The following is a 21,066-nucleotide window of genomic DNA, read 5'->3' as shown; positions in this document are numbered from 1 at the left end:
CCTGCGTTGCCGGATCGGGGGGTGGCGGCCCGGGACGGCTCCGGTGACGGCCGGACCGGGGCGCGACGGCAACAGACAAAGACAGTCCAGGTTAGCGGATGGGCTGAGCCGAACCCAGGGATCGGCCGAGAGCACCGATCGAGGGGCGCGCGGTGCGGGTGTCGGCCCGGGCCGCGAGGCACCCGCTGACTAAACTCCCTGGAGTGCCGCGACCCCACCGCGGCCGTGTTCCGGAGGAGACGACGTGGCAAGCGACGAGGCCGAATTCACCCAGGTGTTCCGGGGCTACGACCGGGACGAGGTCGACAAGGCCATCCAGGGTCTGCGCCGCGAGCTCATCCACGCCAACACCCAGGCCGCCGAGAGCGGTCGCGAGGCCAAGCGCCTCTCCTCCCGCATCGACGGGCTCGAGAAGGAGCTGCAGCAGGTCGGCGCGCCCACCTACGCGGGACTCGGCGCGAAGCTCGAGCACACCCTCCGGGTGGCCGAGGAGCAGTCGGAGCGCATCATCGCGCAGGCGGAGAACGACGCCTCGGCGCTGCGCCGCTCGACCCGCGACGACCGCGACGGCCTGCTGAAGGACGCGCGCGACGAGGCCGAGCGCCTCGTGACGGAGGCGCGCCGCCGCGCCGACCGCACCCGCGAGGAGTCCGAGGCGCAGGCCGCCGCGACGCTCGGCAAGGCCGCGGACGACCGCGACGTGATGACCCAGGACGCCGTCCGCGAGGCCGCCGCCATCCGCGGCACCGTCGCCACCGAGGCCGCCGAGACCCGTGCGACCGCCAAGCGCGAGGCCGCGGCGATCCGCTCCGAGGCCGGCCGCGAGGCCGCCGAGATGCGCGCCGTCGCCGCCCGAGAGGTCGAGGTGGCCCGCGCCGAGGCCGCCCGCCTGGCGCAGAGCAACGAGCTGCTGCGCGCCGAGGTCGCCTCCGAGGTCGACCGCCTGCGCGCCGCCGTCACCGCCGAGGTCGCCGAGGCCCGAGCCGCGATCGAGGCCGAGGTCCTGGCCGCCCGCGCCGACCTCGAGGCCGAGGTGCTGTCCGGCCGCGCCGACCTCGCCGCGGAGCTGGCCACCGGTCGTGCCGAGGGCGCCCGCGAGCTCGCCGATCTGCGCACCCAGCTCGCCCGCGACCGGGCCGACGCCGTCGCCCTCCTGGACGCCGAGCTCGCCGCGCTGCGCTCCGCCGCCTCCGACGAGGCCGCCGCGCTCTCGCGCGAGGTCGAGCAGGCCCGGATCGATCTCGTCGTGGAGCTCGCCGCCCGCCGCGAGGAGGCGGACCGCGATTACCTGCTCCGGCACCAGGAGGCGGTCGCCCAGACGCAGCGCTACCTCGACGAGTCGAACCTGCAGCTCGCCGACGCCATCCGCCGCGCGAACGACAAGCGCCTGGAGGCCGACGCGCTCCGCAGCGACGCCCTCGACGACGTCACGCGCCTGCGCCGCGAGGCGCAGGACGAGTCGGACGCGCTGCTCGACTCCGCGCGCGATCGCGCCCGCGAGATGATCGCCGACGCCGAGCGCCGCACCAGAGAGCTGCAGAACACGGCCGAGTCCCGTCTCGACGAGATCCGCACCGAGCGCGACGCGATCGCCGGCTACGTCACCGGCCTCCGCGGCTTGATCGGCCACATCGACGGCCTGTCCGACGACGACTCGAAGGACGACGACGGCGGCTCGAAGAACGACGGCGGCTCGAAGAACCGCTGACCGGCGCGGGCGGGCTCAGCCGAGCTCGCCCGCCCACTCCGTCGGCAGCGGCGACGACGCCGGCGCCACCACCCGCACGATCTCGTCGAGCACGCGGCGCGTCTGCGCCTCGCCGACCCAGAGGTGCTTGCCGCCCTCGACGGCGACCAGCTCGAGCTGCGGGACCGAGGCGAACCGCTCGGCGGCGGCCTCCGGCCGCAGGTAGTCGTCGAACTCCGGGATGAGCGCGACCAGCGGTCGCCCGTCCTCGCCCCAGGCCGCGACCTCCTCGGCCGTCGCCCGGTGCAGCGGCGGCGAGAGCAGGATCGCACCCTCGACCGGGTGCTCCCTGCCCCACTTCAGCGCCAGCTCGGTGCCGAACGACCAGCCGACCAGCCAGGGGTGCGGCAGCCCGCGCTCGGCCACCAGCGCCATCGCCGCCGCGACGTCGGCCCGCTCGGCGGTGCCGCCGTCGAAGGCGCCCTCGCTCGTCCCGCGCGGCGAGCTCGTACCGCGGGTGTTGAAGCGGAGCACCGCCACCCCGGCCAGCGCGGGCAGCCGCGCGGCGGCCTTCCTCAGGATGTGCGAGTCCATGAAGCCGCCGTGCGTCGGCAGCGGGTGCAGGGTGACCAGCGTGGCCACCGGCTCGCCCTCGAGCGGCAGGGCCAGCTCGCCGACCAGGGTCAGCCCGTCGGCGGTGTGCAGCTCCACGTCCTCGCGGCGGGCGGGGAGGACGACGCCTCCGCGGATCTCGTGCGTCATCGTGCTCCTTCGATCCGCCAGCAGTGGGTGTGCCAGTGGCGACGGCCGGCGAGGTCCGCGGCGTCGCCGAGTGCTCCGTCGCCGCGCCAGACGACGACGTGCGCGAGGCCGATGTCGATGGTCTGGCCGCAGCCCGGGCAGAGGTAGTTCTTGACCGCGCGCGACGACGAGACGGGCTGGACGTTCCACTCCCGGCCGCGGCGCGTCTCGGTGCGGCGCCAGCCGGCGAGCATCTGCGAGAGGTCGCGCTGCTCGTCGTCGTCCTCGCGCCCGCGTCCGCGGGGTCGATTGCTGCGCGGCATTGCTCCAGTCTAGGAGCCGCCGCGGGAGCACTCGCTCGCCGCCGTCCCGCCCGGGCGGGTCAGTGCGAGGAGTCGTCCATCTCGAGCCGCGTCTCCTCGGCGTCGAGCATCAGCTGCGCCCGCCGCAGGATCCGCGAGGAGTAGACCCCGCGACCGCGCGCCTCCAGCAGCGCCTCGCGCTCGGCGCTGAGCACCGCCCGCCGCAGGTGCAGGTACTGCCCCTGCGGGCCCAGCGGGCCGTCGGCCTCGCGCTCCACCTGCTCCCACGCGACCTGCGAGCGGGTCAGCGTGTCGCGGCGGACCCGCTCCAGCACCCGTTCGCCGACACTGCCGGCCGGCAGGTCCTCGACCGCCTCCGGCAGCGCCTGGATGCCGGTCGAGGCGACCTCGTCGAGCAGCGTGGCCAGCTCGCGGCGGTCGGCATCGCCGTCGCTCCCCTGGATGCCCGTGACCCGGATGAGCGCCGGCAGCGTCGCGCCCTGCAGCAGCAGGGTGACCACGGCCACGGTGAAGGCGATCAGGATGAGCTGCGAGCGGTAGGGCGTCTCCTGCGGCAGGGACTGCGCGGCCGCGAGCGTGACCACGCCGCGCATCCCGGACCAGGAGAGGATGACGCCGCCCCGCCAGCCGAACGCCTCGCTCGTCGTCGCCGCGAGGTCGGTCTCCCGCCGCTGGTACAGCCGCTCCGCGCGCTGCTGCCGGCGGACGAACCGCTCGTCGCTGCTGGCGCTGTTGCGCAGGCGCATCACCCCGACCGCGAGCCGGCGGTTGATCCGCTCCGCCCGCCGGCCCGAGCCGCGCAGCCAGAGCAGCAGCGGCCAGACGAAGAGGGTGCGCAGCACGATCAGGATCACGACCGTCGCGAGCCCGAGGAGGACCGCGGTGTCGACGCCGACGCCGCCCGGCTCGATGTCGCCGACGATCGCCTTGATCTCGGCGCCCATCAGGAGGAACACGCCGTTCTCGAGCAGGAACTGCGCCGTCCGCCAGTTGACCCGCTCGCTGATCCGCGACTGCGGGCTGAGGAACCGCGCGCTGTTGTGCCCGGTGTAGATGCCGGTGACGACGACGGCGAGGACACCCGAGGCACCGAGCTCCTCCGCCGGGATGTAGGCGAGGAAGGGCACCGCGAACGAGACCGCGGTGTCGAGCACCGGGTCGCGCAGCTTCGAGCGCACGAAGACGGTCAGCACGCCCATCACCAGCCCGAGGACGACGGCCATCACGACCGAGTACACGAAGAGCACGCCGACCTCGCCGATGTCGATGGCGTCGCTCGAGACGGAGGCGCCCACCACCGCGGTCGCGGCCGTGGCCGCGCGCAGCAGCACGAGCGCCGACGCGTCGTTGACGAGGCTCTCGCCCTCGAGCACGGTCACCAGCCGCGGCGGCAGGCCGAGCTTCTTGCCGATCGAGGTGGCCGCGACCGCATCGGTCGGACTGACCACCGCGCCGAGTGCGATGGCGGCCGGGAGGCTGAGGTCCGGCAGCAGCATGTAGAGGAAGAAGCCGACGACGAGCGCCGTGACGACGACGAGCAGCACCGACAGCCCGAAGATCGAGCGCAGATTCCGCCGGAAGTCGGCGAGCGGCACCTGGATCGCCGCGGAGTACAGCAGCGGTGGCAGCACCCCGGCGAGGATCAGCTCCGGCTCGACCTCGATCTCCGGGACGCCGGGGAGGTAGGACGCGCCGATGCCGATGACGACGAGCAGCAGTGGTGCCGCGACCCCGAGCCTGCTCGAGAAGCGCGCGACGGTGACGACGGTGATGATCCCGACGACCCCGAGCAGCGCGTAGTCCACGCTCTCAGGCTATCGGGCGGGCTGACCGCCCCGGGGACGGGCGACGGCGGGGATCAGTACCAGCCGACGCTCTCTGAGTGCGCCCAAGCGCCGCACGGCGAGCCGTAGCGACCGGAGATGTAGCCGAGGCCCCAGGTGATCTGGGTGTTGGCGTTGGTCTGCCAGTCGCCCCCGACGGTCGCCATCTTGCTGCCGGGGAGCGCCTGCGGGATGCCGTAGGCACCGCTGGACTTGTTCTCGGCGTAGACGTTCCAGCCGGACTCGCGGTTCCACAGCAGCACGAGGCAGTCGTACTCGCTGTCGGCCCAGCCGCGCTGCACGATCTGGTCGTAGGCGAGGGCCTTCGCCGAGCCGGGGTCCGGGGCGGCGGAGCGGGCGACGGGCGCCGCGGCGGCCGACTCCTCCTCGTCGTCGTCCTCGACGACGGCCTGCTTCGACTTCGTCGGAGTGGGGGTCGGCGTCGGAGTCGGCGTGGGGGTCGGCTTGGCCTGCGCGTCGAAGGTGTCGCGCTGGACGGTGCGCTCGACCGCCGCCTCGGCGACGACGAGGCGCTGGGCCGGGTCGCCGTTGAAGCGCTCCGGGGCCTGATAGAAGGGCGACGCGACGGCGCCGCTGGACGGGTCGACCGCGCTGACGGCGACGAAGCCAATGGAGGCGGCGAAGGCGAGGAACGCCAGCGGGAGACGGGTCCGGGACCGACGGGCCGCCGGGCGCTTCGAGGTCTCGACCGAGGATCGGGAGACGGGTGGCTGCGCGACGGACGTTCTCTGATGCATACCCACGATCACGAAAGCATAACGGAGGACCTCTCGATCCGCCAGTGCGGGGCCGACCGCTCAGCGCACCGCCAGCATCACGTCGACCACGGCGTCGAGCACGAGGTCCACCTGCGGCTCGGAGTAGCCGCCGCGCTGCGGGGCGAACGACACCGTCCGCACGTCGTCGACGGTCAGCACGGAGCCGTCCCGGAAGTAGCCGGAGACGCGGTCCGAGAAGGCGTCGACCTGGCGGATGTTGTAGCCGGTGGTCAGCACGCCGGCGCGGGTGAAGCGCTCACGCGCAGGCCGCGCCAGGCGGTTCACGATCTCCTGCGCGGTCTCGCGGGCGTTCCGGAGCCAGGCCTCCTCGCCCTGCGACGCGATCGCGTACTGGCGCTCGCGCACCGCGAAGGCGTCCTCGAGGCGCTCCAGCGCGGCGTCGACGTGCGGCGCCGAGTAGCCGCCCTTCTTCAGCGAGAAGGCGGTGTGCCGCAGATCCACCGCGCGCAGGTCGGCCGGACCACCCGAGAGCTGGGCGTAGGCGTCCCTGGCCGAGGCGAGGAAGGAGTCGACCTCGTCCGTGTCGTAGCCGGGCCGGGACTCGCGGGCGCGGGGGAAGGGAGCGTTCATCCCGTCATTCTGCCAAGACGGCGGCCCGGTCCGGGAATCGACGCGTCGACCGCGTTGCGAGGGGACGGAGTCCGCGCGCTCGGCCGATGCGCGGTCCGGTGCCCGAGGTCAGTGCGCGAAGACGAAGTAGAGCACGTAGGCCGCGGCGGCCGACGGGAGGATCGAGTCGAGCCGGTCGAGGAAGCCGCCGTGGCCCGGCAGCCACGAGCTCATGTCCTTGATGCCGATGTCGCGCTTGATCAGCGACTCGGCGAGATCGCCCAGCGTCGCCGTCAGCAGGACGACCGCGCCGAACACGGCGCCGACCCACCAGGGCTGCCCGAGCAGCAGGAGCGCGAGGAGCACGCCGACGACGACGCCCGCGACCGCCGCTCCCGCGAAGCCCTCCCAGGTCTTCTTCGGGCTGATCCGCGGTGCCATCGGGTGCTTGCCCCAGGTGAGACCGCTGGCGTAGGCGCCGGTGTCGACGACGATCACGAGGATCAGGAAGGACAGCGCCCAGAGCTGACCGCCCTCCTCCGCGACGAGGCGGATCGCGAAGGCGCCGAGGAACGTGACGTAGATCTGCACGAACGCGCCGAGTCCGACGTCGAGCAGGAGCTCGCGACCGGTCGACCTCGTCCGGCGGAAGAGCTGCTCCCCCAGCCGCCACAGGGCGACCAGCGCAGAGCCGCCGAGCACGGCGAACCACGCGGCCTGCATCCCGCCGTAGTACGCCGCGGGGACCGCGACGACGGCGACGACACCGGTGGGGATGCGCGGGATGTCGCGCCCGGCGTGCCGCAGCGCGTTCGACAGCTCGAGCGCCGCCAGCAGCACGAGGGCGCCGGCCAGCACCATGAAGAGCTCTTTGACGACCAGCAGGCTGACCACCATCGCGCCGCCGCCGATGAGGCCGATGACGGTCGCGGAGACAAGGTTCCGGCCCGAGCGCGCGGTGAGGCGCTCGTTGGTCGCCTCGAGCTGGGCGCGGGTCGCCTCGAGCTGTCGCTCGACGTCGGCCCGGCCCTGCTGGGCCCGCGCGCGCAGGGCGTCGCGCGTGACCATGCGCGAACCCCGGGCGCCCGGAACGTGCGGCGCCGGAGCGTCGTCGCTGCTCTCGGGATCCTCGGGGTTCACGGGCACGGCACTACACCTCGAGCAGTTCGGATTCCTTGCGCTTGAGCGCCTCGTCGATGGCGTCCACGTGCTGCTTGGTCAGGGCCTCGAGCTCCTTCTCGCCGCGCGAGAGCTCGTCGTCGCCGATGTCGCCCTTGAGCGCGTCGAGGTCGCTCTTCGCGCTGCGGCGGATGTTGCGGACGGCGATCTTCGCGTCCTCCGCCTTGGTGCGCACGATCTTCACGAACTCCTTGCGGCGCTCGGCGGTAAGCTCGGGGAGGTTGATCCGGATGACCGAGCCGTCGTTCGTCGGGTTGGCGCCGAGGTTCGGCATGTCCCGGATGGCCTGCTCGATGTCGCGCAGGGCGCCCTTGTCGTACGGGGTGACCAGCAGCGTGCGCGCCTCGATGTTCTGCAGCGATGCGAGCTGCGAGAGCGGGGTGGGCGTGCCGTAGTAGCTCACCAGCACCTTCTGGAACAGGCCGGGGTTGGCCCGACCGGTGCGCACCGTGGAGAAGTCCTCCTTGGCGACTCCGACGGCCTTGTCCATCTTGACGGTCGCGTCGGCGAGTACATCCGAGATCACAGGGGGCTCCTTAAGAGAGGGAAGTGGTCAGTCTAGTTCGGGGCGGGGGCGCCCTAGTTGGAGACGAGCGTGCCGAGCCGGGTGCCCCGGATGGCCCGCGCGACGTTGCCGGCCGGCTCCATCCCGAAGACCTGCATCGGCATGCCGTTGTCCATGCAGAGGCTGAAGGCGGTCGAGTCGACGACCTTGAGACCGCGCTGCAGCGCCTCCTGGTAGGTGAGTGTGTCCAGCTTCTTCGCGTCCGGGTTGGTCCGCGGGTCGGCGTCGTAGACCCCGTCGACGCCGTTCTTCGCGACGAGCACGACGTCGGCGTGCGTCTCGAGCGCGCGCTGCGCGGCGACGGTGTCGGTGGAGAAGTAGGGCAGGCCTGCGCCGGCGCCGAAGATCACGACGCGGCCCTTCTCCATGTGCCGGATCGCCCGGCGGGGGATGTAGGGCTCGGCGACCTGCGTCATCGCGATCGCGGACTGCACGCGCGTCTCCGCACCGGCCTGCTCGAGGAAGTCCTGCAGGGCGAGGGCGTTCATCACCGTGCCGAGCATGCCCATGTAGTCCGCGCGACCGCGGTCCATGCCGCGCTGCGAGAGCTCGGCCCCGCGGAAGAAGTTGCCGCCGCCGACGACCACCGAGATCTCGACCTCGGTCGCGGCGTCGGCGATCTCGCGCGCCAGGGCGCTGATCACGTCCGGGTTCACCCCGAGAGTGCCGGCTCCGAACGCCTCCCCCGACAGCTTCAGCAGCACCCTGCGGCGCTTGCCCGTCGTCTTCGCATCCGTCTCCGTCATGGACGTTTCCTCCCGTAGACCCGTACAAACCTATCCCGCGCGGGGGACGCCCCGCGACCACGCCCGGGCGCCTCCCCCGGGCAGAGCGAAGGGAGTCCGGGTCGACTGAACGACCCGGACTCCCCTCGCTGTGCGTGCTACGCGCCGACCTTGAAGCGGGCGAAGCCCGACACGGTCAGACCGGCGTCCGCCACGACCTTGCTGATGGACAGCTTGTTGTCCTTGGCGTAGTCCTGGTCGAGCAGCGCGACCTGCTTGAAGTACGCGTTGACGCGCCCCTCGATGATCTTCGGCAGGGCAGCCTCGGGCTTGCCCTCGCCGCGCGAGATCTCCTCGACGATGCGGCGCTCGTTGTCGACCTCCGACTGCGGCACGTCCTCGCGCGACAGGTACGAGGGGTTGGCGAACGAGATGTGCTGCGCGATCGAGCGCGCGGTCTCCGCGTCGTCTCCCGAGTAGCCCAGGACCACGCCGACCTGCGGGGGCAGGTCCTTGTTGGTCTTGTGCAGGTAGACGGCGAAGTGCTCGCCGGAGACGGTGGCGACGCGGCGGAGCTCGACCTTCTCGCCGAGGATCGCGGCCTCGTCGTTGATGAGGTCGGCGACGGTCTTGTCGCCGGCGGGGGCCGCGAGGGCCTCCTCGACGGTGGTGGCGCCGGCGGCGACGACCGCGTCCAGCACGCCCTCGGACAGGGCGATGAACTTGGTGCCCTTGGCGACGAAGTCGGTCTCGCAGGCGAGCTCGATCAGGGTGGCGACGCCGTCCTTCTCGGCGGCGGCGACGAGGCCCTCGCTCGTGGAGCGGTCAGCGCGCTTCGCGTTGCCCTTGGCGCCCTTGAGGCGGAGGATCTCGACCGCCTTGTCCAGGTCGCCGTCGGCCTCGACGAGCGCGTTCTTGGTGTCGACCATGCCGGTTCCGAGCTGCTCGCGCAGCGTCTTGACGTCAGCGAGGCTGAAATTAGCCATAGTTCTGCGAACTCCTCTGTTGTGTCCGGTCGGCGCGGTGCTTCGCGCATCCGCGCCCGCCAGGACGTCGTGGTCTGCCGGTCCCGCGGCGACGGGCCTCGGTGTCGAGGACTCCATCACGCCGGGGTGTCGGCGGTTCTGCTTCGTGGTGAACGTGCACCGAATGAGCGGGGGTCGGTCGGGCGCTCTCGCGACCCGTCCGACCCCCGGCTCAGCGCGGGTGTCAGACGGACGCGGGGGTCTCGTCGGTCGCGGACTCGGTGGTCGAGTCGGCCTCGGCGGGCGCCTCGGCCTCGGCGACGGCCTCGTCGGCGGTCGCGAGCTCGGCGTCGGCGACCTTCTCGGTCTCGGCACCGGCCTGCTCGGCGGGCTCCTGGACGTCGGACGCCGGGGCGTCGGTCGCGGCGGCGTCGGTCGAGGCGGCGGAGTCGTCGCTCGTGGTGAGCAGCTCCTTCTCCCACTCGGCCAGCGGCTCGACGGCGGAGACGTTGCCCTCGGCCTCGGGCTTCTGGTGACGCTGGATGAGGCCCTCGGCGGCGGCGTCGGCGACGATGCGGGTGAGCAGGCTCACCGAGCGGATCGCGTCGTCGTTGCCCGGGATCGGGTACTGGACCTCGTCCGGGTCGCAGTTCGTGTCGAGGATGCCGATGACCGGGATGCCCAGCTTCTTGGCCTCGTCGATCGCGAGGTGCTCCTTCTTGGTGTCGACGACCCACAGGGCCGACGGCGTCTTCGAGAGGTTGCGGATGCCGCCGAGCGACTTGTGCAGCTTGTCGAGCTCCCGCTTCTTGATGAGGAGCTCCTTCTTCGTGAAGCCGCTCTTCGACGTGTCGTCGAAGTCGAGCTCCTCTAGCTCCTTCATGCGCGCGAGGCGCTTGGAGACCGTCTGGAAGTTGGTGAGGAGGCCACCGAGCCAGCGCTGGTTGACGTAGGGCTGGCCGACGCGGGTCGCCTGCTCGGAGATCGCGTTCTGCGCCTGCTTCTTCGTGCCGACGAAGAGGATGGTGCCGCCGTGGGCGACCGTCTCCTTGACGAAGTCGTAGGTCTTGTCGATGTAGGCCAGCGACTGCTGGAGGTCGATGATGTAGCTGCCCGAGCGCTCGGTCAGGATGAAGCGCTTCATCTTCGGGTTCCAGCGGCGGGTCTGGTGCCCGAAGTGGACGCCGCTGTCGAGCAGCTGGCGCATGGTGACGACTGCCATGAGTCGTTCTCCTTCTCTGGGGCTCGGGCGCACGACGGCGCCGAACTCCCGTTCGGTTGTCCGCGACGGCCGGTCGGCACGTCGCCCTGGCGCCCGGCGCGCTCCCGCCCTCCTCGCACTGGGCGAAGGGGACCGTGGGGAGCGTTGGCCGAATGGGCGCGCGTAGTCACCCCGACGAGCGAGGTGCTCCGAGAAGACTAGCACCAGGACGGCCGCCTCCCCCGCGGGGCGCGGCCCGTGCGTCCACCGCGCGCCCGCTGCCAATCTCCGGCACGTGAAAACACCTCCGGCACGCGGAATCGCCCGATTCGTCGAGCCCGAGCCGAGATCGCGAGCCCGGGGTCCCACTGCCCCCTCCGGCACGGAGAAAAGCCTCCGGCTCGCAGAGAATCCTCAATTCGACGAGCCGGAGCCGAAATCACGCGCCCGGGGCTCCGCACCCACCTCCGGCACGCGGATACACCTCCGGCACGCGGAAACCGCCCGATCCCACGAGCCCGGACCGGAACCGCGAGCCCGAAATCCCGAAACGCAGCTCCGGCACGCAGAAACACCTTCAGCACGCAGAAACACCTTCAGCACGCAGAAACCGTCTGATCCCACGAGCCCGATTCGCCATCACGAGCCCGAAGTCCGACGCGCAGCTCAGCCACGCGGCTCCAGCACGCAGCTCCGGCACGCGGCTCCGGCACGCGGAAACGCCTCCGGCTCGCAGAACCGCTGTGATTCCACGAGCCGGAGGCGTTCTAGCGAGCCGGAGCCCGGAGCGAGGCGAGGCCGCGCGCTACTTGCGCGCCGACTTCATCACGGTGCGGATGTGCAGGGTGTCCATCTCCTCCAGCGAGCGGCCCTTGGTCTCGGGCACGAACAGGAAGACGAAGAAGAACGAGATCAGCGCGAACGCTGCGTACAGGCCGTAGGCGAGGGTCAGCGAGACGTCCTGCGACAGGATCGGGAACGTCACGGTGATCGCGAAGTTGGCGATCCACTGCGCCGAGGCGGCGAGGCCCAGGGCGGCGGCGCGGATCCGGTTCGGGAAGATCTCGCCGAGCAGCACCCAGACCAGCGGGCCCCAGGTCGCGCCGAAGAAGACGACGAAGGCGTTGGCCGACACGAGGGCGATCGGGCCCCAGGCACCGGGCAGAGAGACGTCCTCGCCGCTGATGGTCGACTGGCTGAACGCGAGCGCCATCAAACCGAGCGAGATCGCCATGCCGGCGGAGCCGACGAGCAGCAGCGGCTTCCGGCCGACCTTGTCGACCAGGAAGATCGCGACGAAGGTGACCACGACGTTCACGACCGAGGTGAAGACCGAGATGGCAAACGAGTTCGACTCGTCGAAGCCGACCGCGCTCCAGAGCGAGGTCGAGTAGTAGAAGATCACGTTGATGCCGACGAACTGCTGGAACACCGAGAGCAGGATGCCGACCCAGACGACCGGCAGCAGGCCGAGCGCCGGTCCGCGCAGGCTGGAGCGCTGGGCGTTCTCGGCGTCCTCGTCGATCTTCTTCTGGATGTCGGCCAGCGCCTCGTCCACCTCGTCGCGCGGGGTGACCGTCGCGAGGACCTTGCGCGCGTCCTGCGAGCGGCCCCGGGTGGCCAGGTAGCGCGGCGACTCCGGCAGCGTCAGGGCGAGCAGGCCGTAGATCACGGCGGGCACGGCGCAGGCGATGAACATCCAGCGCCAGGCCGCGACACCGAACCAGTACGGCTCGGACGCGCCGCCCGCGCCCTCGGCGATGACGGTGTCCGAGAGCAGCGCGGCGAAGATGCCGAGCGTGATCGCAAGCTGCTGCAGCGACGCGAGCGCCCCGCGGATCGCCTTGGGCGCGATCTCGGAGATGTAGGTGGGGGCGATCACCGAGGCGATGCCGATGCCCAGGCCGCCGACGACGCGCCAGAGGACGAGGTCCCAGACGGCGAAGGCCGCGCCCGCGCCGATCGAGGAGATGAAGAAGAGGCCTGCGCCGAGCAGCATGACCTTGATGCGGCCCCAGCGGTCCGCGAGGCGACCGGCGAGATAGGCGCCGACCGCGCAGCCGAGGAGGGCCGACGCGACGGCGAAGCCGATCAGCGCGGCCGACAGCTCGAACTCGCCCTGCACCGCCTCGACGGCTCCGTTGACCACGGACGAGTCGAAGCCGAAGAGGAAGCCGCCGACCGCCGCCGCGATGGCGAGACCGATCACCTTCCTCTTCAGTTTCGCCGCCGAGGGGTTCGGGATGGTGTCAGATCGTCCGCTGGTCATGGTCGTCTCCGATTCTCGCCGCCGGTGGGTGCGGTGTCTCCGCGCCCGCCCCGGATCACAGGCACGTTACTCCCGCCTGCCAATCCGCCGGGACGGGTTGCGGAGCGCTGCTTTCGCAGTCGCTCCTCCACAAGCGGCGTCCTCCGGTGCTTCTCCCCCGGTCGGGCCGCGAGTCGCCCACGCCTCTGCGCTGTCGGCGAGGGTGTCCGCATGGTTGCTCCTCTCCTCCTCCGCCCGGGCGTGTTCCTGGTGCTCGCCCTGCTCGCTCCGATGCTCTGGACCTCGCCGGTGGACGGCTTCTCCGTCGTCGAACCGTGGCGGGCGCCCGCGCATCGCTACGCCGCGGGGCATCGCGGGATCGACCTCGCTGCCACGGCGGGGTCTCCGGTGCGGGCCGTCGCGGACGGGCGGGTGTCCTTCGCGGGGCGCGTGGTCGACCGGAGCGTGGTCAGCATCGCGCATGCCGACGGGCTGGTGTCGAGCGTGGAGCCGGTGGAGCCGTCCGTCGCAGAGGGTCAGGAGGTGCGCGCGGGGGACGTCATCGGCACCGTGGGCGCCGGCGGGCACTGCGACGGCTCGTGCGTGCACCTCGGGGTGCGCGAGGACGGGGAGCATGTGAACCCGATGCGGTTCTTCGGCGGGATCCCGCGGGCGGTGCTGCTGCCGATGGACGGAGTGGCCGCAGGAGCGGTCGCCGATCCGGAGCAGGCGGTGGTGACGGCGGCGCGCTCAGGCGCGCGGGTGGGCGAGGCGGTAGGCCTCGCGGATCCGCTCGGACGAGACGTGGGTGTAGATCTGCGTGGTGCCGAGGCTCGCGTGGCCGAGCAGCTCCTGGACGGCGCGGAGGTCCGCTCCCCCGTCGAGCAGGTGCGTCGCCGCGGTGTGCCGGAGGGTGTGCGGGCCGGACGGGCCGGAGCCCTGGCCGCCGTCGAGGAGCCGGGCGACGACGCCGTAGACGGTGCGCGGGGTGAGGCGGGCGCCGCGTCGGCCGAGCAGGAGGGCCGGGGTGCTCGTTCCGGTCGCGCTGGTCTCCGCGTCCGGGAGCAGCTGGGGGCGGGCCTTCTCCAGGTAGGTGATGAGCGCCTCCTTCGCGGGCACACCGAACGGCACGACGCGCTGCTTGCTCCCCTTGCCGGTGACGAGCACGGTGAGCCGGCTCAGGTCGAGGTCGCCGACGTCGATCGCGACGAGCTCGGAGACGCGGATGCCGGACGCGTAGAGCAGCTCGACGATCGCCAGGTCGCGCAAAGCCACCGGGTCCTCGGTCGCCCCGCGCGCCGCGACCACGTCGATCAGGTGCTCGGTCTGCGGCTCGGTGAGCACGCGCGGCAGCGGGCGCCCGCCCTTCGGGGTGCGCAGGCGCGCGGCGACGTCGATCGGCAGGCGCTCGGAGCGCTGCGCCCAGGACGAGAAGGAGCGGACGGCCGCGGTCCGCCGGGCGAGCGTCGCGCGGGCGACGCCGGTCTGCGACTCGTGCCAGAGCCAGTCGCGCAGCAGCTCGAGGTCGAGCTGGGCGAGCATCGGCTGCTTCCTGCTGGCGGCGAAATCGATGAGGGTGGAGAGATCGGCGCGGTAGCCGCGGGCCGTGGCGGGTGAGAGGGAGCGCTCGTCGAGGACGTAGCGGAGGAAGTCCTCGACGGCCGCCGCGAGCGGCTCGCCACGCGGGGGCAGGCCTGCGGGAGGAGTGTCAGCCATCGGTGCCCGGCATCCGCGACCACAGGTCGATGCGGCCCTGCTCGTCGAGGCTCTCGAGCTTCTCGATCAGGTCCGTGCCGAAGCGGGTGGCGATCGGCGCGGTGGCGCTCGGGACGAGCGAGGTGACGACCGTCTCCGGGTGCACATGGACGAGCGAGAAGCTCTGCGCGCCGTCGATGCCGGCGAGCTCGCGCTCCGGAGCGCCGAGGTCCATCGTGTAGCTGGTCGCTCCGGCGACGAAGACCGGGACGCCGGCGAAGGTGGCGGCCGTCGGATAGTGCAGATGCCCGCCGAGGATCGCGCGCACGTCGGTCCCGCGCACCACCTCCTCCAGCCGGTCCATCCCGCGGAGCTCGAGCACGGTCATCGCCCCGAGCGGCGTCGGCAGCGGCGGGTGGTGCAGCGCGAGGATCGTGCCCAGCGGGGCGGGCGTCGCGAGCTCGGCGGCGAGGGACTCGAGCTGCTCGCCGGTCAGGGCGCCGTGGTGATAGCCCGGCACCGCGCTGTCGAGCGCGATGAGCCGCAGCCCGCGGAGGTCGACGACCCGGTCGATCGGGGCATCGCTGGACATGCCGGCCGGCTCCTGGTCGAGGAGCACCCGGCGGAACGCACCGCGCTCGTCGTGGTTGCCCATCACCCAGACGATCGGGCAGTCGAAGCGCTCGCCCACAGGATCGAGGACGTCTTTGACCCGCCGGTAGGCGTCCGCCTCACCGCGATCGGCGACGTCCCCCGTGACGAGGATCGCGTCGAGCCGACCGCCGCGCTCGACGAGCCGCGCGACGGCCTGCTCGAGCCGGGAGACGGTGTCGACGCGCCCGTAGAGCGGAGCGCCCTCCGCGAGGAAGTGCGTGTCGCTGAGATGGGCGACCACCCGGTCGGCGGCCCGGAAGTGCCCGAGCTGCGGATGCTCCGGCTGCGTCCTCGTCGTCGTCTCGTCACCCATGCGGCTCCCCTCGCTGCTTGATCGACAGCGTAGGGCGCACCGCCGACAGCACCCCGGCGGCTCGGCGCAGGCCGTGCGCGCGGGATGCTCCGGACGGGCTGCTTCGCCGTGGATCGAGGCGGGGTCTCTCCCCGTGCCTCGCGAGGCCGGAAGAACCTCCTCCCGCGAGTCGCTCGCCTCCAGGCGCCGTCGAGGAGCGGATGCCTCGCCGGCCGGCGAGGGACGGATCGGAACGTCACCCGGTCCTCCTGCGTTGAACCGCCACCTCCCCTCACCCGCTTCTCATGCGGCTGCCCTCCACCTCCCCTCCGCGTCGCGCTGGACGAGCCCGGTCGCGAGGCAGGTGCCGAGCAGGTCGAGCGTCTCGGGGACGGACAGGCCTGAGCGCTGCGCGAGCGCCTCGGTCTCGTGCGCACCGTCCGCGCGGAGGACGTCCAGGACGCGCGTCGCCGTCCGTGAGACCTCCGGCGCGGTGGCGAGCACCGCGGACATGCCGAGCAGCTCGACGACCTCGGTGGCCGACGTCACGCAGGTCGCCGCGTACTCCCGGAGGAGCCGGTGGCAGCCCGCCGAGGAGGCGCTCGTCACCGGGCCCGGCACTGCACCGAGCGGTCGCCCGAGCGCGGCCGCGTGTCCGGCGGTGTTCAGCGATCCGGAGCGGGCACCTGCCTCCACCACGACCGTCGCCGCGGTCGTTGCGGCGATCAGCCGGTTGCGCTGCAGGAAGCGCCAGCGCGTCGGCGTGGTGCCCGGCGGCACCTCCGTCACCACCGAACAGCCGGGCGTCGCGATCACGCGGTGCAGGAGGTCGGTGTGCGCCGTCGGGTAGAGCCGGTCGGAGCCGCCGGCGAGGAAGGCGACCGTGCTGCCACCCGCTCCGAGGGCGGCCTTGTGTGCGACCGCGTCGATCCCGAAGGCGGCTCCGGAGACGATGAGGGCGCCGCGCTCGGCGCTACCTGCGGCGAGGTCCGCGGCGACGTGCTCGCCGTAGCCGGTCGCCGCGCGAGCCCCGACGACGGCCAGCCGGTGCGGAGCGGCGAGGGCGAGCGGATCGCCGCGGCTCCAGAGCACGAACGGCGCGTGCTCCCCCAGATCCGCGAGCGGCTGCGGCCAGCCGTCGCAGCCCGGCAGAAGGAGGCGTGCATCGAGACGGTGCGCGATCTCCAGGCGGCGGAGGAGCAGGGCCCTGTCGACCCGGGGGCGCCAGCGCGCCAGACCTGCGGCGAGGACCCGCGTTCCGCTGCGGGAGTCGTCCCCGTCGCTCTCTCCGTCACCTGTCGAGTCGAACGAGTTCTCGGAGCGGCCGGTCTCCGCGGCAGCGTCATCCGCGCATCCGGTCCCCCTCCGGCGCACGTCCGCCGCCGCCTCCGCCTCCGCCTCCGCCTCCGCCTCCGCCTCCGCGAGGATCTCCCCCGCCGACCCCGTCCCCACCACCTTCGCCAGGGCGCCGCCAGCGCCGAATCGCTCGATCAGCGTCCCGGCCACCGCATCGCCCGGCTCGGCGAGCGAGGACCATGCCGCGCGCGAGAGCGCCTCCACCGGATCGGACTCGCTGACCTCGGGAAGCAGCCGCCGCGCGAGGCGCGTCTCGGTCCGGTCGAAGAGCTCCGCGACGGCCGTCACGAGCCCGCCCCCCGCAGAATCAGTGCGCGGGCGAGGTGACTCGCAGCGGGGCGGTCGATCTCGTCGAGGTCGGCGAGCGTCCAGGCGAGGCGGAGCACGCGGTCGTAGCCGCGCATCGTCACGAGCCCGCGCTCCAGGGCCAGGTCGAGCGTGCCCGACTCCCGGGCGGTCGGGCGCTGCGGGCTCGCGCGGAGCCACGCGCCGTCGACCTCGGCGTTCACCGACCAGGGGGTGCCTGCCAAGCGCGCCCGAGCGCGGGCGCGCGCGGCGACCACTCGGGCACGCGCCTGCGCCGTCGAGAGTCCCGGCTCGTCCCGGCGGACGGCGAGCTGTGCCGCACCGATGCGCCGGACCGTCAGCCGGATGTCGACGCGGTCGAGCAGCGGACCGCTCAGCCGCGCCAGGTAGCGGCGCCGCACCGGCGGCGAGCAGGAACAGATCTCACCCCGGATGCCGTGGCGCCCGCAGGGGCACGGGTTCGCCGCGAGCACGAGCTGCACGCGGGCCGGGAACTCCGCCATCACATTCGCGCGGTGGATGCGGATCACGCCCGACTCGAGCGGCTGCCGCAGCGCGTCGAGGGCGACGGCGGAGAACTCCGGCGCCTCGTCGAATGATCTTGACGACTCCACACCGGAGGCGCATACTCATGTTCAGTAATACCGATATGAAAGACCTGATCAGACCAACAATCGAACAGCCACGTCGCACCGCCGCGATCTACGTTCGCATCTCGAAAGACCGAGTTGGAGCAGGCCTCGGCGTGGAACGGCAGGAGAACGACTGTCGGAAGCTCGCCGAGCGCGAGGGCTACGAGGTCGTGACCGTGTTCAGCGACAACGACATCAGCGCCTACAGCGGAAAGAAGCGCCCTGGATACCAGGCGCTGCTCGCAGCGATGAAGTCCGGCGCGATCCAAGCGGTCTTCGCGTGGCACACCGACCGAGTGCACCGACGTCCGACAGAACTCGAGCCCTATATAGAGGCATCCGATCAGTTCAACATCCCCACCTTCACTGTGCAGGCCGGTCCGCTTCGCCTCGACTCCCCCAGTGGTCGGATGGGTGCACGCATCCACGGAGCAGTCGCCAGCTACGAGGTGGAGATCGGCATCGAACGCCAGAAGGCGGCGAAGTTGCAGGCCGCCGAAAACGGCGAGTGGAGTGGTGGCCAACGCCCCTTCGGCTGGCTGGCCGGAGCGATGCAGGTTGACGAGCGCGAAGCGGCTGTCGTGCGCGAGATCATCGACCGCTTCATCGCAGGCACGTCATGGCGAACCATCGCCCTTGACCTGAACGCACGCGGCATCCGTACGCAACACGACAAGGGATGGAACGCTCTCAAGGTCCGGAACATCGCGATCCGTCCTCGAAACGTCGGGCTGCGTGACCACAACGGCACGGCACAGTACGAAGCGAAGTGGGAAGCCCTCGTCGATCAAGACACATGGCAGCGCCTCCAGACGGCCATCGTCATGAGCAGGAACCACCACACGCAGCGCGGACCGTTCCGAAAGCATCTGCTCAAGGGGTTCGCCTACTGCGGCCGATGCGGCAACCAGATGAACAGCTTTAGCAAGCAGCAGAGGGATGGCTCGTACAAGGCAACCTACCGCTGCCGCGCGATGGACGACGAGAAGGGTCACATCGGCTGCGGCGCCGTCTCACGACTCGGTGCACCCGTTGAGGACTTGGTGAAGGATGCCGTGTTCTTCCGACTCGAATCGGACAACCTTGGTCGGCTCGTCAGCGCGTCCAGCACCGAGACGCCGAAGCTGCGCCAGCTACTCGCTGACCGGCATGCGCAAGAGGTACGGCTGTCCGAGATCGTCTCGCTGTACGGGAGCGGGGATCTGACCTTCGAGGAGTACAAGGCAGCGAAGAGCTCCGCGGCCTCGCGTCTCGACGAACTGAGCCGGCGGATCAACGCGGCGACAGCTTCGAGCGCCTACGCCAACATCCCGATCGGAAGCAGCTTGAGCGACGCCTGGGACGGTGCAGACCTACTCTGGCGTCGCGAGTTGCTGGATCTGATCGTTGACCGAGTCTGGATCGACCCAGTTCCGCGCGGCGAGAGCTTGACGCGGTACAAGTCGTGGACGTTCAACCCAGTGCACGTGCGGATCGACTGGAAGGTTTGATGCAAGTCAATCCGCCCCTTCGTCCGAGCACTCCTACCCCGCAGTAGAGCCAGCCTCACGCGCCTTGCGTTTGCGCTCCCGCTTGGCCGCGGCAGCAGTTCGCGCCGATTCACTCGCACGGCGATTCTCGTGGTTCGCATTCTGATGCGACTTGATGTCAGTCAGGTAGCGGTCGAGGAACTCGTTCTCTCGACCGATCACTGCTGGATGGTTGAGCGTCTCCGTGAGCGAAACCACCGAGGCCATCAGAACCATGTCGAACTGGCTGAGGGGACCGGCCGCCCTGCGCTGGGGCCACGTCAGACTGTTTAAGTTTCGTCGGATTCCGGCATCGAACAGCAGGAAACCGCGCTGCTCCATCCGCAGGAGCGTACTGAGGCTGATTCCGTGCAGCTTCGCGTACGTGTCGCGTCTCTCGGTCAGGTTCAGAGGTGCGGGCATACTCGTGCGCTCAAGCCAGTCGCCCTGCTCTGAAGACCGCGGCCACAACGCGTTTTGGGCGCTCTCACTGTCCGGTGAGTTCGGGGTCTCAACGATCGACCAGCTCAAGGCGGTCAGGACATCTGACCAGTCGCTAAGCCGGTACGTCTCCAGAAGAAACGCATCCTCGCGTCCAGGGAAGGCGAGGCCGTACCCGATGCCAAGGCGCTGCAACGCCTTGGCCGCTCCCCGCTGTTCTTCATCGATGCGCTGCTTCAAACCTTCCATAGTTGACATGTTAGACCGCGCCGACCTACAGTGCACACATCGGGTCAGACCTTCCAGTTTTGAAAGGTCTGGTCGATCGTCGCAGCGCCAGCCGACGCAGCTTCGCCCCGCCACCCAGGAGGTCTAATGCGCAAGTTCATCCAGCGTGTGAGCGATATGCAGGTCGCCGCCGACGACCAGCACGATCCGCCCGGTCTGGCGATGCTCGAACAGCTCGCCGGCCACCGCGTCCTCGACAGCGAGGTCAGTGTGCAGGGACACATGCGCAGAACCCGCGAGATCCACCGAGACGGCGCGGGCAAAGTGATCCGCGACATCGAAGTGGTCGATGAGTTCATCGCACCTCGCATCCACATCACCACACAGAACTACGAGTGAGAGGCAACAACATGACACCCGACATCGCAGCAGGTGCCTTCCTGCTGTTCTTCATCCTGATCGGCTTCGGTGCCGTCGTCGGCCTCGGCGCGTTCCTGCTGGTGAAGGGGCACGGCAAGCTTGCACGAGCTGACCGCAACCGCGAGATCGAGCGCGATCTCATCGAGGCGCAGCGTGACGCCGCTGCACAACGGACGGCATCTCAGAAGCTGCTGCCCAAGTTGAAGCGTGACGGCAGGCTCTGATGTCGCCAAGAGACGACTTCGCAGGCTTCTTCCCCGAGACGATCGGCGGGATCATCATGATGGCGCTCTTCACCATCATCTTCTGGATCGTCAACATCGGCCTTCTGGGAGTGCTGGTGTACTTCGTGGTCGTTGGACCGATCAAGGCTGAGGTCCATGCGCACCCAGACGAGGTGAGCTAGATGACACCGGAAGATTTCGACTACTACTTCTCCATGTGGCTACGTAACTGGAACGGCGCGATCACCGGGACCAGCGTCCTCACCTTCTGTGTGGTGATGAGCTTCATGCTCCGTAGCTGGATGCGGCGCGGCTAGGTCATGCGACGTCTCTGGGGCGCTCTTGCGTTCCTCGTGGTGGCGGTGATCCTCCTTCAGATCGCCGCCGCCGCGCTCCAGCCCTACCTTCCCCTCATCGGCGGAGCCCTAGCCGTTCTGATCCTGCTGATCGTCGTGATCGGCGGGGTCCGACTCATCAGGGTGCTCCTGAAGCGCTATTGACGAT

23 protein-coding genes and 1 pseudogene are annotated in these 21,066 nt (G+C 70.9%); 8 read left to right on the top strand and 16 right to left on the bottom strand.

Annotated features, from left to right (window positions below):
- Window positions 1-244 precede the first annotated feature (244 nt).
- Window positions 245-1,708 (top strand): DivIVA domain-containing protein, encoded by a 1,464-nt coding sequence (locus C1I64_RS04990; RefSeq protein WP_127886407.1) that lies wholly within the window; start codon window positions 245-247, stop codon window positions 1,706-1,708.
- A gap of 15 nt (window positions 1,709-1,723) precedes the next feature.
- Here C1I64_RS04990 and C1I64_RS04985 read toward each other — a convergent pair whose 3' ends face one another.
- The 11 genes from C1I64_RS04985 to C1I64_RS04935 all read right to left on the bottom strand — a co-directional run bounded on the left by C1I64_RS04985 (window position 1,724) and on the right by C1I64_RS04935 (window position 12,827).
- A complete protein-coding gene (locus tag C1I64_RS04985) occupies window positions 1,724-2,449 on the bottom strand; it encodes an alpha/beta hydrolase (protein WP_127886406.1) in 726 nt (241 codons plus the stop codon).
- Window positions 2,446-2,751: a hypothetical protein gene (locus C1I64_RS04980; RefSeq protein ID WP_123445737.1), complete on the bottom strand. Its 306-nt coding sequence runs from the start codon at window positions 2,749-2,751 to the stop codon at window positions 2,446-2,448. The genes C1I64_RS04985 and C1I64_RS04980 overlap by 4 nt, the downstream gene beginning before the upstream one ends.
- Before the next feature lie 59 nt (window positions 2,752-2,810).
- Window positions 2,811-4,556, bottom strand: coding sequence for a cation:proton antiporter (locus tag C1I64_RS04975; protein ID WP_123445736.1), 1,746 nt, complete (start codon window positions 4,554-4,556; stop codon window positions 2,811-2,813).
- A gap of 53 nt (window positions 4,557-4,609) precedes the next feature.
- On the bottom strand, window positions 4,610-5,332 hold the full coding sequence (locus tag C1I64_RS04970; RefSeq protein WP_123445735.1) for an aggregation-promoting factor C-terminal-like domain-containing protein: 723 nt from the start codon (window positions 5,330-5,332) through the stop codon (window positions 4,610-4,612).
- A gap of 60 nt (window positions 5,333-5,392) precedes the next feature.
- The gene (locus tag C1I64_RS04965) at window positions 5,393-5,944 is read right to left on the bottom strand and encodes a DivIVA domain-containing protein (RefSeq protein WP_123445734.1); all 552 of its coding nucleotides are present in this window, start codon (window positions 5,942-5,944) and stop codon (window positions 5,393-5,395) included.
- Window positions 5,945-6,052: 108 nt separating this feature from the next.
- Entirely contained in the window at window positions 6,053-6,991 is a 939-nt protein-coding gene (locus tag C1I64_RS04960) for a phosphatidate cytidylyltransferase (protein ID WP_123446013.1), read from the bottom strand.
- A gap of 82 nt (window positions 6,992-7,073) precedes the next feature.
- Window positions 7,074-7,628: a ribosome recycling factor gene (gene frr, locus C1I64_RS04955; protein WP_123445733.1), complete on the bottom strand. Its 555-nt coding sequence runs from the start codon at window positions 7,626-7,628 to the stop codon at window positions 7,074-7,076.
- A 53-nt stretch (window positions 7,629-7,681) separates the two neighbouring features.
- The gene (gene pyrH, locus C1I64_RS04950; protein WP_123445732.1) at window positions 7,682-8,413 is read right to left on the bottom strand and encodes a UMP kinase; all 732 of its coding nucleotides are present in this window, start codon (window positions 8,411-8,413) and stop codon (window positions 7,682-7,684) included.
- Window positions 8,414-8,550: 137 nt separating this feature from the next.
- Window positions 8,551-9,378 carry a translation elongation factor Ts gene (gene tsf, locus C1I64_RS04945; protein WP_123732203.1) on the bottom strand — a complete coding sequence of 276 codons (828 nt, stop codon included), beginning with the start codon at window positions 9,376-9,378 and terminating at the stop codon, window positions 8,551-8,553.
- A gap of 223 nt (window positions 9,379-9,601) precedes the next feature.
- Window positions 9,602-10,579 (bottom strand): 30S ribosomal protein S2, encoded by a 978-nt coding sequence (gene rpsB, locus C1I64_RS04940; protein WP_127886405.1) that lies wholly within the window; start codon window positions 10,577-10,579, stop codon window positions 9,602-9,604.
- A gap of 784 nt (window positions 10,580-11,363) precedes the next feature.
- Window positions 11,364-12,827 (bottom strand): sugar porter family MFS transporter, encoded by a 1,464-nt coding sequence (locus C1I64_RS04935; RefSeq protein ID WP_123445729.1) that lies wholly within the window; start codon window positions 12,825-12,827, stop codon window positions 11,364-11,366.
- 210 nt (window positions 12,828-13,037) lie between these two features.
- On the opposite strand from C1I64_RS04935, the pseudogene C1I64_RS04930 reads away from it, so the two are divergent.
- Window positions 13,038-13,439, top strand: a pseudogene (locus C1I64_RS04930) (M23 family metallopeptidase); the annotation flags it as partial.
- A gap of 117 nt (window positions 13,440-13,556) precedes the next feature.
- Here the strand turns inward: C1I64_RS04930 and C1I64_RS04925 are convergent.
- The 4 genes from C1I64_RS04925 to C1I64_RS04910 form a co-directional block, all read right to left on the bottom strand.
- Window positions 13,557-14,522: a tyrosine recombinase XerC gene (locus tag C1I64_RS04925; RefSeq protein WP_127886404.1), complete on the bottom strand. Its 966-nt coding sequence runs from the start codon at window positions 14,520-14,522 to the stop codon at window positions 13,557-13,559.
- The gene (locus C1I64_RS04920; protein ID WP_127886403.1) at window positions 14,515-15,468 is read right to left on the bottom strand and encodes a phosphodiesterase; all 954 of its coding nucleotides are present in this window, start codon (window positions 15,466-15,468) and stop codon (window positions 14,515-14,517) included. Before C1I64_RS04920 ends, C1I64_RS04925 begins: the two co-directional genes overlap by 8 nt.
- Window positions 15,469-15,750: 282 nt before the next feature.
- Window positions 15,751-17,091, bottom strand: coding sequence for a DNA-processing protein DprA (gene dprA, locus C1I64_RS04915; RefSeq protein ID WP_244209403.1), 1,341 nt, complete (start codon window positions 17,089-17,091; stop codon window positions 15,751-15,753).
- Complete coding sequence (locus C1I64_RS04910) at window positions 17,088-17,723, bottom strand: ATP-binding protein (RefSeq protein ID WP_244209402.1); 636 nt, start codon at window positions 17,721-17,723, stop codon at window positions 17,088-17,090. The genes dprA and C1I64_RS04910 overlap by 4 nt, the downstream gene beginning before the upstream one ends.
- A 17-nt stretch (window positions 17,724-17,740) precedes the next feature.
- Between C1I64_RS04910 and C1I64_RS04905 the strand changes: the two genes are divergently transcribed.
- On the top strand, window positions 17,741-19,231 hold the full coding sequence (locus C1I64_RS04905; RefSeq protein WP_164874442.1) for a recombinase family protein: 1,491 nt from the start codon (window positions 17,741-17,743) through the stop codon (window positions 19,229-19,231).
- A 33-nt stretch (window positions 19,232-19,264) separates the two neighbouring features.
- Here the strand turns inward: C1I64_RS04905 and C1I64_RS04900 are convergent, their stop codons facing one another.
- Window positions 19,265-19,939 carry a 3'-5' exonuclease family protein gene (locus C1I64_RS04900; RefSeq protein ID WP_127886401.1) on the bottom strand — a complete coding sequence of 225 codons (675 nt, stop codon included), beginning with the start codon at window positions 19,937-19,939 and terminating at the stop codon, window positions 19,265-19,267.
- A gap of 126 nt (window positions 19,940-20,065) precedes the next feature.
- On the opposite strand from C1I64_RS04900, the gene C1I64_RS04895 reads away from it, so the two are divergent.
- From C1I64_RS04895 to C1I64_RS19975, 5 genes are read left to right on the top strand one after another with little or no spacing between them, the layout of a single operon-like run.
- Complete coding sequence (locus C1I64_RS04895; protein ID WP_127886400.1) at window positions 20,066-20,317, top strand: hypothetical protein; 252 nt, start codon at window positions 20,066-20,068, stop codon at window positions 20,315-20,317.
- Window positions 20,318-20,328: 11 nt separating this feature from the next.
- On the top strand, window positions 20,329-20,562 hold the full coding sequence (locus C1I64_RS04890; RefSeq protein WP_127886399.1) for a hypothetical protein: 234 nt from the start codon (window positions 20,329-20,331) through the stop codon (window positions 20,560-20,562).
- Window positions 20,562-20,744: a hypothetical protein gene (locus C1I64_RS04885; RefSeq protein WP_127886398.1), complete on the top strand. Its 183-nt coding sequence runs from the start codon at window positions 20,562-20,564 to the stop codon at window positions 20,742-20,744. The genes C1I64_RS04890 and C1I64_RS04885 overlap by 1 nt, the downstream gene beginning before the upstream one ends.
- Window positions 20,745-20,879 (top strand): hypothetical protein, encoded by a 135-nt coding sequence (locus C1I64_RS20720; protein ID WP_279630153.1) that lies wholly within the window; start codon window positions 20,745-20,747, stop codon window positions 20,877-20,879.
- A 3-nt stretch (window positions 20,880-20,882) separates the two neighbouring features.
- Window positions 20,883-21,062, top strand: a complete 180-nt coding sequence (locus tag C1I64_RS19975; RefSeq protein WP_164874441.1) for a hypothetical protein — start codon at window positions 20,883-20,885, stop codon at window positions 21,060-21,062.
- Window positions 21,063-21,066: the final 4 nt, after the last annotated feature.

Origin of the sequence: Rathayibacter festucae DSM 15932, assembly GCF_004011135.1 — a bacterium.
GTDB classification, from domain to species: Bacteria; Actinomycetota; Actinomycetes; order Actinomycetales; family Microbacteriaceae; genus Rathayibacter; species Rathayibacter festucae.
This window is presented reverse-complemented; position numbering and strand designations above follow the sequence as displayed.

What these genes read in the sequence shown, in the direction of transcription:
- C1I64_RS04980 (WP_123445737.1), bottom strand. Translation starts at nt 2,751, where the DNA reads ATGCCGCGCAGCAATCGACCCCGCGGACGCGGGCGCGAGGACGACGAC.
- pyrH (WP_123445732.1), bottom strand. Translation starts at nt 8,413, where the DNA reads ATGACGGAGACGGATGCGAAGACGACGGGCAAGCGCCGCAGGGTGCTG.
- C1I64_RS04965 (WP_123445734.1), bottom strand. Translation starts at nt 5,944, where the DNA reads ATGAACGCTCCCTTCCCCCGCGCCCGCGAGTCCCGGCCCGGCTACGAC.
- C1I64_RS04925 (WP_127886404.1), bottom strand. Translation starts at nt 14,522, where the DNA reads ATGGCTGACACTCCTCCCGCAGGCCTGCCCCCGCGTGGCGAGCCGCTC.
- C1I64_RS04970 (WP_123445735.1), bottom strand. Translation starts at nt 5,332, where the DNA reads ATGCATCAGAGAACGTCCGTCGCGCAGCCACCCGTCTCCCGATCCTCG.
- C1I64_RS04890 (WP_127886399.1), top strand. Translation starts at nt 20,329, where the DNA reads ATGACACCCGACATCGCAGCAGGTGCCTTCCTGCTGTTCTTCATCCTG.
- tsf (WP_123732203.1), bottom strand. Translation starts at nt 9,378, where the DNA reads ATGGCTAATTTCAGCCTCGCTGACGTCAAGACGCTGCGCGAGCAGCTC.
- C1I64_RS04960 (WP_123446013.1), bottom strand. Translation starts at nt 6,991, where the DNA reads ATGGTCACGCGCGACGCCCTGCGCGCGCGGGCCCAGCAGGGCCGGGCC.
- C1I64_RS04885 (WP_127886398.1), top strand. Translation starts at nt 20,562, where the DNA reads ATGTCGCCAAGAGACGACTTCGCAGGCTTCTTCCCCGAGACGATCGGC.
- C1I64_RS04900 (WP_127886401.1), bottom strand. Translation starts at nt 19,939, where the DNA reads ATGGAAGGTTTGAAGCAGCGCATCGATGAAGAACAGCGGGGAGCGGCC.
- C1I64_RS19975 (WP_164874441.1), top strand. Translation starts at nt 20,883, where the DNA reads ATGCGACGTCTCTGGGGCGCTCTTGCGTTCCTCGTGGTGGCGGTGATC.
- C1I64_RS04895 (WP_127886400.1), top strand. Translation starts at nt 20,066, where the DNA reads ATGCGCAAGTTCATCCAGCGTGTGAGCGATATGCAGGTCGCCGCCGAC.
- C1I64_RS04920 (WP_127886403.1), bottom strand. Translation starts at nt 15,468, where the DNA reads ATGGGTGACGAGACGACGACGAGGACGCAGCCGGAGCATCCGCAGCTC.
- C1I64_RS04905 (WP_164874442.1), top strand. Translation starts at nt 17,741, where the DNA reads ATGTTCAGTAATACCGATATGAAAGACCTGATCAGACCAACAATCGAA.
- C1I64_RS04935 (WP_123445729.1), bottom strand. Translation starts at nt 12,827, where the DNA reads ATGACCAGCGGACGATCTGACACCATCCCGAACCCCTCGGCGGCGAAA.
- rpsB (WP_127886405.1), bottom strand. Translation starts at nt 10,579, where the DNA reads ATGGCAGTCGTCACCATGCGCCAGCTGCTCGACAGCGGCGTCCACTTC.
- C1I64_RS04985 (WP_127886406.1), bottom strand. Translation starts at nt 2,449, where the DNA reads ATGACGCACGAGATCCGCGGAGGCGTCGTCCTCCCCGCCCGCCGCGAG.
- C1I64_RS20720 (WP_279630153.1), top strand. Translation starts at nt 20,745, where the DNA reads ATGACACCGGAAGATTTCGACTACTACTTCTCCATGTGGCTACGTAAC.